The following is a 9,217-nucleotide window of genomic DNA, read 5'->3' as shown; positions in this document are numbered from 1 at the left end:
GTCCCGTCCGGCGACGGCGACGGCTCGGTGGGCCTGCGGTCGCACGCCAACGGCAGGTACGTGACCGCCGAGAGCGGCGGCACCGCCCCGCTGGTCGCCCGCGGCACCCAGATCTCGCTCTGGGAGAAGTTCATCCTCAGCAACACCAACGGCGTGATCACGCTGAAGGCGGTCGTCAACGGCAAGTACGTCAGTGCCGAGAGCGCCGGCGGCCGGCCGCTGATCGCCAACCGCACCTCGGCCGGCGCGTGGGAGCAGTTCACGGTCGCGGCGGCGTCGTCGGTGGTCAGCATGGTCTCGTACGCCAACGGCCTCCTCGTCACGGCCGAGAGCGGCGGCGGCAGGCCGCTGATCGCCCGGGGCGGGGCGTTCGGCCCGTGGGAGAAGTACGACGCCGTCGACCTCGGTAACGGCTACATCGCCCTGCGCTCGTACGCCAACGGTCGCTACGTCACGGCCGAGAGCGCCGGCGGCTCGCCGCTGATCGCCAACCGCACGGGGGTCGGTGCCTGGGAGATGTTCAAGGTCGTCTACAACGACGACAACAGTGTGAGCCTGCTGGCCAACGCCAACGGCCGCTACGTCACCGCGGAGAGCGGCGGCGGCTCGCCGCTGATCGCCCGGGGCGCCGTGCCGGGGCTCTGGGAGCAGTACGAGTTCCTGAGCGACCCCGACGCCTGATCCATCGCACTCTCCTCCGGCCCCGGGTACGTGTCACGTACCCGGGGCCGGAGTCGTTTCCGGGTCAGTCGCCGGGCGGTTGCCACGCCGGCAGCAGGACCCGGAACCGGGCGCCCGCACCGGGTCTGGTGTACAGCTCCACCCGGCCGCCGTGCGCCCGCACGATGGCGGCCACGATCGCCAGGCCCAGGCCGGCGCCGCCGTCACGGCCCGACCGGCCGAGGTCGACGCGGTACAGCCGTTCGAAGACGTGCCGGGCTGCGTCGGTACCCATCCCCGGGCCGGTGTCAACGACCTCCACGACCGCGGCCGATCCGTCCATGACCGGGGCAGCGCCGACCGCGGCGACCGGATCGCCGTCGGCGGGCACGTCGCCCGACCGGCCCACCCGTACCGTCACCGCGGCGTGCTCCGGCGTGTACCGCAGCGCATTGGTGACGAGGTTGTTCACCACCTGCCGGATGCGTGGTTCGTCGCCGGAGACGGTGACCGGCTCGAAGGTGTCGCGGGCGTCGTCGAGCGCGGCGAGGTGGACGAACCGGCTGGGTACCCGTACGTGGGCGTCGCGGACCGCGTCGGCGGCGACGGCGAGCAGGTCGACGGGGTGGCGTTGCAGCGGGCGCTCCTCGTCCAGGCTGGCCAGGAGCAGCAGGTCGTTGACGAGCAGCCGCATCCGGCCGACCTCGGCTTCGATGCGCCTCATGGCCTCGTCGAGGACGGGCCCGGGCGGGGCGCCGCCGCGGCGGTACAGCTCGGCGAAGCCCTGGATGGAGGTGAGCGGGGTGCGCAGTTCGTGGGAGGCGTCGGCGAGGAGTTGGCGCAGGCGTCGTTCCGAGGCGGTGCGGTGGGCCAGGGCGGCGGCGAGCGCGATCAGCAGCAGGACCAGCCCGGTGATCGCCGCGTCGATGAGCAGCGTTCCGGTGGCCAACGCGGCCAGCGTGGCGAGCGTCAGCACCGTCCGGTGCCGCGGCGTCCACCACCGCCGGCCCCGGAGGCTACGAGTCATCGTCGCGCGGCAGGCGCAGGGCGTACCCGACGCCGCGGACGGTGTGCAGCAGCGGCGGCCCGGTTCGATCGATCTTGCGGCGGAGGTAGTAGACGTACGACTCGACGATCCGGCCGTCACCGCCGAAGTCGTAGTGCCACACGCGCTCCAGGATCTGCGCCTTGCTGACCACCCGTCCGGCGTTGCTGAGCAGGTACTTCAGCAGGTTGAACTCGGTGGGCGACAGGTCGACCAGCTTGCCGGCCCGGCGCACCTCGTGCGCCTCCTCGTCGAGTTGGAGGTCGGCGTAGCGCAGGACGCGGCGCGGCCGGCCGGTCTCGGGCGCCCGCTGCGCAGGGCTGCGCCGCAGGATCGCCCGGATCCGAAGGACGACCTCCTCCAGGCTGAACGGCTTCGTGACGTAGTCGTCGCCACCCATCGCGAGCCCCGAGATCCGGTCCTCCACCGCGCACCTCGCGGTCAGGAACAGCACGGGTACGGGCCGGTCGCTCGCCCGCAGCCGGGAGGCGACCTCCAGGCCGTCGAGGTCGGGCAGCATCACGTCGAGGACGACGAGATCCGGTTCGAACTCGGCGGCCGCGACAAGCGCCTGCCGCCCGTCGCAGGCGACCCGGACGTCGAAGCCGGCCAGGTGCAGGGCCGCCGACAGCAGGGCCCGGATGTTCGCCTCGTCGTCCACGACGAGCAGCCGACCGGCCGCACCGGCCGCACCGGCCGCACCGGCCCCGGACGGCATGGCTACAGTCACATGCGTTGCGCCTGACACCCCGGACCTCTACCGGTGGAAGCTCGACGCAAACTGGCAAGAAGCTGTGAATCGGCGGGCCTGGCCTACTCCACCTGCGCGCCGGGCCTGCCCGCGGCGCCCTCGCCGACCCAGACCGTCTTCATGTTGCAGAACTCCCGGATACCGACCTCGGCCAGCTCACGGCCGTACCCGGAGTGCTTCACGCCGCCGAACGGCAACTGCGGGTACGAGGTGGTCATGCCGTTGACGAAGACCATGCCGGCGTCCAGGTCGTTCGCGAACCGCTCCTGCTCCGCCGGGTCGGTGGTCCAGGCGTTGGAGCCCAGCCCGTACGGGCTGTCGTTGGCGATCTCGATGGCCTCCTCATAGGAGGACGCCCGGTAGAGCCCGGCGACCGGGGCGAAGACCTCCTCGTGCCACATCCGCATCTGGGGGGTGATGTCGGTGACCACGGTCGGCGGGTACCACCAGCCGGGCCGGTCCAGGCGCTTGCCGCCCAGCAGCACCTTGGCGCCCTTCTCGACCGCCTCCCGGACCTGCTCCTCGGCGTCGTGCAGGCCCTGCTCGGTGGCGAGCGGGCCGACGTCGGTGTCGTCGTCCATCGGGTCGCCCACGGTCAGCGCCCTCATCTTCTCGATGAACCGCTCGGCGAACGCGTCGTACACGTCGGTGTGCACGATGAACCGCTTCGCGGCGATGCAGGACTGCCCGTTGTTCTGGCACCGGGCGACCACGCCCACCTCGGCGGCCTTGTCCAGGTCCGCCGACGGCATCACGACGAACGGGTCGTTGCCGCCCAGCTCGAGGACCGTCTTCTTCAGGTACCGGCCGGCGATCTCGGCGACCGAGCGGCCGGCGGCCTCGCTGCCGGTCAGCGTCGCGGCCCGGACCCGGTGATCGGCCAGTACCGCCTCGACCTTGTCGGAGCCGATCAGCAGGGTGGTGAACGCGCCGTCGGGGAAGCCGGCCCGGGTGAACAGCTCACCCAGGTACAGGGCGGTCTGCGGCACGTTCGAGGCGTGCTTGAGCAGGCCGACGTTGCCGGCCATCAGCGCCGGAGCGGCGAACCGGATCGCCTGCCACAGCGGGAAGTTCCACGGCATGATCGCGAGTACCGGGCCGAGCGGCTGGTAGCGCGTGTACGCCCGGACGGCGTTGACGGCCTTCGCGTCGCGCGGTTCGTCGGCCAGGAAACCCTCGGCGTGGTCGGCGTAGTACCGGCAGCCGGTGGCGCACTTGGTCACCTCGGCCTTGGAGGCCGCGAGCGTCTTGCCCATCTCGGTGGTCATCAGGGCCGCGAGCTTGTCCCGATCGGCCTCCAGGAGATCGGCGGCCGCGCGCATCCAGGCCGCCCGCTGCGCGAACGACGTGCGTTTCACGGCGGTGAAGCCGTTCACGGCGGCCCGCAGGCACAGCTCGATCTGCTCTGCCGGCATGGGGTCGAAGGTCTTCAGTACCTCACCCGTCGCCGGGTTGATCGTCGCGATCGGCACGGTGATCCCTCACTTCGATGGTGTCCTACCGTGGGCTTACCCGTGACCGGCGGCTCCAACCGGCACCTCGTACCAGAATTCGTCACCACCCGGCCGGGGGGTGAAGTCGTACCGGGCGCCGCCGCGGGACAGCCCCACCAGGCTGGCCGAGGTGGAGCCGTAGCCGCGCCCCGCCACGGACCGGCGTACCACCAGCGCCCGCGGATCGCCTCCGTCGAGATCGCCGGGGCCCAGCAGATCGACCCACCCCTCCCAGGCCTGCGCCGTCGGGCCGCCGGGTACCGGGTCGACGGGCGGGATCTTCTCCATCGCCGGGAGCAGCCGGTCGACCAGCGGCGTGTCGGCGTCGACCCCGGCGTTGACGATGACGTGGTCACCGGGTTCGAGGCTGCGGTGCGCCAGGTCGGCGCCGTCCCAGGTCCAGACGTCGACCCGCTGGGTGGTGGCGCGCAGGAGGTGGAAGCCGTTGTAACGGGCGAGTTCGGCGCCGTCGGGAAGCGGCTCGCCGGTGAGCGCGGCCAGAGCCAGGGTGCCCCGGGTGGGCCGGCGCCCGTCCGCGGGTACGGGCAGCGGCGGGCCGTTGAGCAGCGCCGCCACCGCCGGGGCTGCCGGATCGAGAGCGAGCCAGGTGCCCTCGGCGACCCGGTCCCGGCCGCCGTACAGGCGACCGGCAGCCCCGGTCCAGTACCGCCCCGGTGGATCCCAGTCGCGGTCGACGAACTCGTCGCGGACCGCGCCGAGGAGGACGGGCCACGCGGCCCCGGGGTCGAATCGGAGCAGCACCGTGCACACGCATTGAACGTTAGCCGACCGCGGCGGGGTGGGGACCGGGCGCGTCTCGTCGCCCGGTCCCGGGCGGCCCCGGCCGTCAGAAGAAGGTGCGGACCAGGTCGGTCACCCGGTCGTCGGCGTCGACCACGGGCAGGGCGCGCCAGCGTTCGAACATCGTGCACGGGTGGGAGATGCCGCACACCACCCAGTCGCCCACCTCGACCTCACCGTCCGGATCGGACAGGTACGCGTGCTGGTCGTTGAGGCCGGTCACGGTGAGGCGCTCGGCCGGCCGCCGCTCACCCGCGCGGAGCACGGCCAGCGGTACCGGAAGGTCGAGATCGTACGAGACGTCGCGCTTACCCAGGTTGAGAAAGGCGAGGCCGGGCTCTGGTGTGGACACCACCGTCGCCCACACCCGCAGGGCCGGCCGCAGCGGGAACGGAGACAGGCCGGCGTAGTGGACGTCGTCGTGCGCCACGTACGCCCCGGAGCGCAGGACCGGCCGGCGACCGCCGCCGAGGCCGGCGAACGCCTCGGCCACCAGATCCGGGTACGCGCTGCCGCCGGCCGTCACGGCCTCGGCGTCCACCGCGTCCGCGAGGCGCACCAACTCGTCCAGATGGCGGCGCACCGACGACACCGAGCCGGCCGAGCGGTCGTGCCCGTACGAGCCCTCGTACCCGGCGACCCCGGCCAGCCGCAGCCCGGACGCCTTCTCCACGGCCCGGGCCACCTCGGCGGCGGCGCTCACGCCGCGTGCACCCGTACGCCCGCCGGGCAGCCCGAGTTCGACGAAGACCGGGACCGGACGGTCGGGTGCCGCCCGGCCCTCCAGCGCCGCCACCGCCGCGGGGGAGTCCACCCAGCAGTAGATCTCGGCGTGCTCCTGCTGGGCGGCCACCCAGGAGACCGACGCGGCATCGACCACCCCGTGGGCGATCAGCAGGCGCCGGGCGCCGAACGCCCGCAGTACCCGGGCCTGTGCCACGTTGGCCACCGTGAAGGCCCACGCCCCCCGGCGGGCCTGCTCGGCCGCGAGCGCGGGGGCCATGGTCGTCTTCACGTGCGGCGCGAAGGAGAGGCCGCGCTCGGCGCAGAAGGCCGCGTACCGGTCGAGGTTGCCGGTCATCGCGGGCCCGTCCAGCACGGCGACCGGCGCGGGGAACCCGTCGACCGGCACCCGCCGGCCGATCAGGTCCTCGACGCTCGTCACGTCCGGTGGCAGCCCCTTGTACCGCCAGTCCAGCGGCTCCGCGCGCAGCCGGTCGACCGCGTCGTAGTCGATCAGTGGCTCGGTCATTGCGGCAGGGCGGCGACGACGTCGATCTCGACCAGGAAACCGGACAGCTGGGAGCCGACCGTGGTGCGCACCGGGTACGGGGCCGGGAACATCCGTTCGTACACCCGGTTGTACGCCGCGAAGTCGGCCAGGTCCGCGAGGTGGGCCGTCACCTTCACCACGGAGGACAGGTCCAGGTTCACCGCGGCCAGGGCGCGCTCGACGTTGCGGATCACCGCTTCGGTCTGCGCCTCGATCCCGTCGGGCAGCTCACCGGTAACCGGGTCGTGCGGCCCGAAGCCGGCGGTGAACGCGAAGCCGTTCGCCACCACGACGTGGGAGTACGGTCCGGCCGGCCGGGGCAGCTCGTTGCTCGTCAGTTTCTCCACACCGGCGATCCTGTCAGCTTCGCCGTACCCGGTGCAGCAGGTCGGTCCGGATCGCCGGACGGGAGCCGAAGACCAGCAGGAACGTCGCCTCGCGGACCAGCCGTTGCCCATGGGCGCCGGCGAGCACGGCCCGGCTGCCGGTCGTCACCGTGACCGTCGCCGCGGCGCGCAGGGCCAGCTCCGAGGCTGCCGCGCGGGCCGCCGGGAGGGTCTGTCCGGTACCGGTGTCGAGAGCGGCCCGTACCGCGTCCAGCTCGGCGTTCAGCTGGCTCGGGCCCATCAGCCGGCAGCAGCGGGCCGCGACCCCGAGCGCGAGGGAGCCGTTGAGCCCCAGGTTGGCGGCGTCCCAACCGGCCCAGTCGGAGAGCGGGAGGGTACCGGTGACCCGCTCCTCGGGTACGAAGTGGCGGTCGAACCGGACGTGCACGGTGCCGCTGGCCTGCACGGCCACCAGGTCGAGCGGAGTGATCCGCAGCGTGGGCCCGGCCGCGGCGTCGAGCAGCGCCCACACGATCGTGTCACCGTCGCGGGCCGCCACCCGCAGGGTGTCGATCATGCCCCAGCCGGTCACCCAGGGCGCCTCGCCGTCGAGCACGTAGCCGCCGTCGACCCGCTGCGCGGTCAGCGGGCTCGGGCCCGGCCGTACGCCCGCCTGGCTGATCCCGGCCCGGCGCCGTCCCGCCCGCAGCGGCTCCAGCCACTCCTCGCGTACGCCCGGGGTGTTCGCTGCGGCCGTGACGGCGGCATGGTGCTGCAGCCAGACGAAGGCCGTCGCCAGGCAGCCGCCGGCCAGGGCCTCCACGATCCGCGCGAACGTGGTCCGGTCGACGTCCTCGCGCGCCGCCAGTCCGTAGAAGCCCTCGGCGGCCAGGAGGTCGAGGTGCTCCGCCGGGATCTGACCGGTCACGTCGACGCGGCCGGCGGCCGGGAAGAGTACCTCGTCGGCGATGCGGCGAGCCTTGTCGAGCATGGGTCCGACCCTAGACCCCTCTTGTCGAGGTCTTTGATCGATCCCTGACGGTGAGTGCGCGATGAAATCGGCGACGAGTTCGGGTACGTTGTCCGGGACTGTCAGGCACCTATAGAAATGACCGTGCTGATGCCGGAGATAGCGGGCGATACTCACCTCCAGTCGCGGGTCCTCGAGGATCTGAGCGACGCCGTCAACTACCAGCGGTGGCTTGCCGACCTCGCGCGCCCCTACCTGGGGGAGAACCCGATCGAGCTGGGCAGCGGCATCGGCGACTACGCGGCGGCCTGGCTCAGTACGGTGTCGCGGATCACTGTGACCGAAGCCGACCAGAGCCGGCTGAAGGGCCTCGTCGAACGGTTCGCAGACGATTCCCGGGTCGATGTGCGCACGCTGTTCCTGCCGACCGAGGAGCGCGCCGAGCACAGCGCGGCGGTCGCGCTCAACGTGCTCGAACACGTCGAGGACGACGTGGCGGGCCTGCGGTCGATCGGTGGGCTGCTGCGGCCGGGCGGTGCTGTCGTGCTGATCGTGCCGGCCTTCCCCTCGGCGATGAGCCGGTTCGACCGCACCATCGGGCACTACCGCCGATACACGGTGGCCTCGCTGGGCGCCGCGCTGACCGGGGCCGGCCTGCGGGTCGAGCAGCTCCGGTACATCAACCCGGTCGGTCTGCTCGGCTGGTACGTGGCCTGCCGCACGCTGGGGCTGGCGCCGCACAACGGGCCGCTGGTCCGGCTGTACGACCGGACGGTGGTGCCGCTGGCACGGCGCCTGGAGCGGCACGGGCGGGCGCCGTTCGGCCAGTCGGTCTTCGCGGTCGCCCGTACGCCGGGCGAGTGAACCGCTGCCCGGCTACCCCGCCGGGGCTGAGCGGCCCGATCCCGGCTACCCCGCCGGGGATACCAGGACCGTCACGCCGACCAGGGCACCGGCCTCGTCGCGCAGCGGGATCGCCGAGGTCGACAGCCGTAGCCGCTCGCCGTGCGGGGTGAGGATCACGATCTCGCGGTTGATCGGGTCCGACCGGTCCGCCACCGTCGCGAAGCCCGGCTCGTAGCGGTACGCCTGGTCGGTCATGTCGGCCGGCGTCAGTACGTCGAAGAGATCCACCAGCGGGGTGCCCGGTGCGATCGGCAGCCCCATGATCTCGACCGCCTGTGGTGAGGCCCGCCGCACGGTCAGGTCGGGGCCGAGCAGCACCAGACCGACCGGCATGCGGTCGAACGTGGCGTCCAGGATGCGGTTCGCCTCGATCAGCCGCGCGTGGACCGTCGCGTTCTCCAGCGCGATCGCGGCCTGGTTGCTGAACAGGTCGAGCAGGTGGCGGTACGAGCTGGAGAACGTCGACCCGAGCCGCCGGTGCTCCAGGTACAGCACGGCGAGCAGGTTGTCGCGCCGCACGATGGGGACGCAGAGCACCGACCGGGGCCGCACGCTCGCCAGGTACGGGTCGGTGACGAACGCGGTCAGCTCGTCCGGCCCGCCCGCGATGACCTCGCGGTTCCGCCCGGCCTGGATGATCACCTGCAGCGGTACCCGGTCCTCCAGCGGCCCGTCGACCCGGGTGCTGACCCGGATCCGGTCGCGCTCGACCTCCGCCTCGGCGGCGGGCTCCAGCGTCTTCCCGTTGGCGAGCAGCAGGTACCCCCGCTCGGCCTGGGAGTGCCGGACGAGCAGCTCGAGCAGGACGCCGACGAGCCGGTCCAGCCGCAGCTCGCTGGAGATCGACTGGAACGCCTGCACCACCGTGAGCAGGTCGAGCTGGTCGAGCGGGCGGGACGCACCGGCCGGCATGGTGGCGGTCGCCAGCAGGTCGTCGAGCTGGTCGAGCTTGGCCTCGGCGCCCCACCGCTGGTAGCAGGTACGCGCCCGGC

The 9,217-nt window shown here is 72.7% G+C and carries 10 protein-coding genes; 2 read left to right on the top strand and 8 right to left on the bottom strand.

The features are described 5' to 3' along the window. The coding region (locus tag Pme01_RS28025; protein ID WP_444544229.1) for a fascin domain-containing protein at nt 1-681 on the top strand (681 nt) is incomplete at its 5' end. Nucleotides 682-745: 64 nt separating this feature from the next. Here the strand turns inward: Pme01_RS28025 and Pme01_RS28020 are convergent. The 7 genes from Pme01_RS28020 to Pme01_RS27990 form a co-directional block, all read right to left on the bottom strand. Next, on the bottom strand, nt 746-1,687 hold the full coding sequence (locus tag Pme01_RS28020) for a sensor histidine kinase (RefSeq protein WP_168113858.1): 942 nt from the start codon (nt 1,685-1,687) through the stop codon (nt 746-748). Further along, on the bottom strand, nt 1,677-2,423 hold the full coding sequence (locus Pme01_RS28015; protein ID WP_168114091.1) for a response regulator transcription factor: 747 nt from the start codon (nt 2,421-2,423) through the stop codon (nt 1,677-1,679). Before Pme01_RS28015 ends, Pme01_RS28020 begins: the two co-directional genes overlap by 11 nt. 95 nt (nt 2,424-2,518) lie before the next feature. Continuing rightward, the gene (locus Pme01_RS28010) at nt 2,519-3,928 is read right to left on the bottom strand and encodes an NADP-dependent succinic semialdehyde dehydrogenase (RefSeq protein ID WP_168113859.1); all 1,410 of its coding nucleotides are present in this window, start codon (nt 3,926-3,928) and stop codon (nt 2,519-2,521) included. Nucleotides 3,929-3,964: 36 nt separating this feature from the next. Further along, on the bottom strand, nt 3,965-4,720 hold the full coding sequence (locus Pme01_RS28005) for an NRDE family protein (protein ID WP_168113860.1): 756 nt from the start codon (nt 4,718-4,720) through the stop codon (nt 3,965-3,967). A gap of 76 nt (nt 4,721-4,796) precedes the next feature. Continuing rightward, nucleotides 4,797-6,002, bottom strand: a complete 1,206-nt coding sequence (locus Pme01_RS28000) for an alanine racemase (protein WP_168113861.1) — start codon at nt 6,000-6,002, stop codon at nt 4,797-4,799. Then, nucleotides 5,999-6,370, bottom strand: coding sequence for a RidA family protein (locus Pme01_RS27995; RefSeq protein ID WP_203935930.1), 372 nt, complete (start codon nt 6,368-6,370; stop codon nt 5,999-6,001). The genes Pme01_RS28000 and Pme01_RS27995 overlap by 4 nt, the downstream gene beginning before the upstream one ends. 13 nt (nt 6,371-6,383) lie before the next feature. After that, complete coding sequence (locus tag Pme01_RS27990) at nt 6,384-7,340, bottom strand: acyl-CoA dehydrogenase family protein (protein WP_168113863.1); 957 nt, start codon at nt 7,338-7,340, stop codon at nt 6,384-6,386. Nucleotides 7,341-7,469: 129 nt separating this feature from the next. Here Pme01_RS27990 and Pme01_RS27985 point away from each other — a divergent pair, with 129 nt between their 5' ends. Next, complete coding sequence (locus tag Pme01_RS27985; protein ID WP_168114092.1) at nt 7,470-8,183, top strand: class I SAM-dependent methyltransferase; 714 nt, start codon at nt 7,470-7,472, stop codon at nt 8,181-8,183. 45 nt (nt 8,184-8,228) lie between these two features. Here the strand turns inward: Pme01_RS27985 and Pme01_RS27980 are convergent, their stop codons facing one another. Continuing rightward, complete coding sequence (locus Pme01_RS27980) at nt 8,229-9,137, bottom strand: GAF domain-containing protein (protein WP_239088508.1); 909 nt, start codon at nt 9,135-9,137, stop codon at nt 8,229-8,231. Between the last annotated feature and the right edge of the window lie 80 nt (nt 9,138-9,217).

The sequence above is a fragment of the Planosporangium mesophilum genome, assembly GCF_016863255.1.
In the GTDB taxonomy this organism is placed as follows: Bacteria; Actinomycetota; Actinomycetes; order Mycobacteriales; family Micromonosporaceae; genus Planosporangium; species Planosporangium mesophilum.
This window is presented reverse-complemented; position numbering and strand designations above follow the sequence as displayed.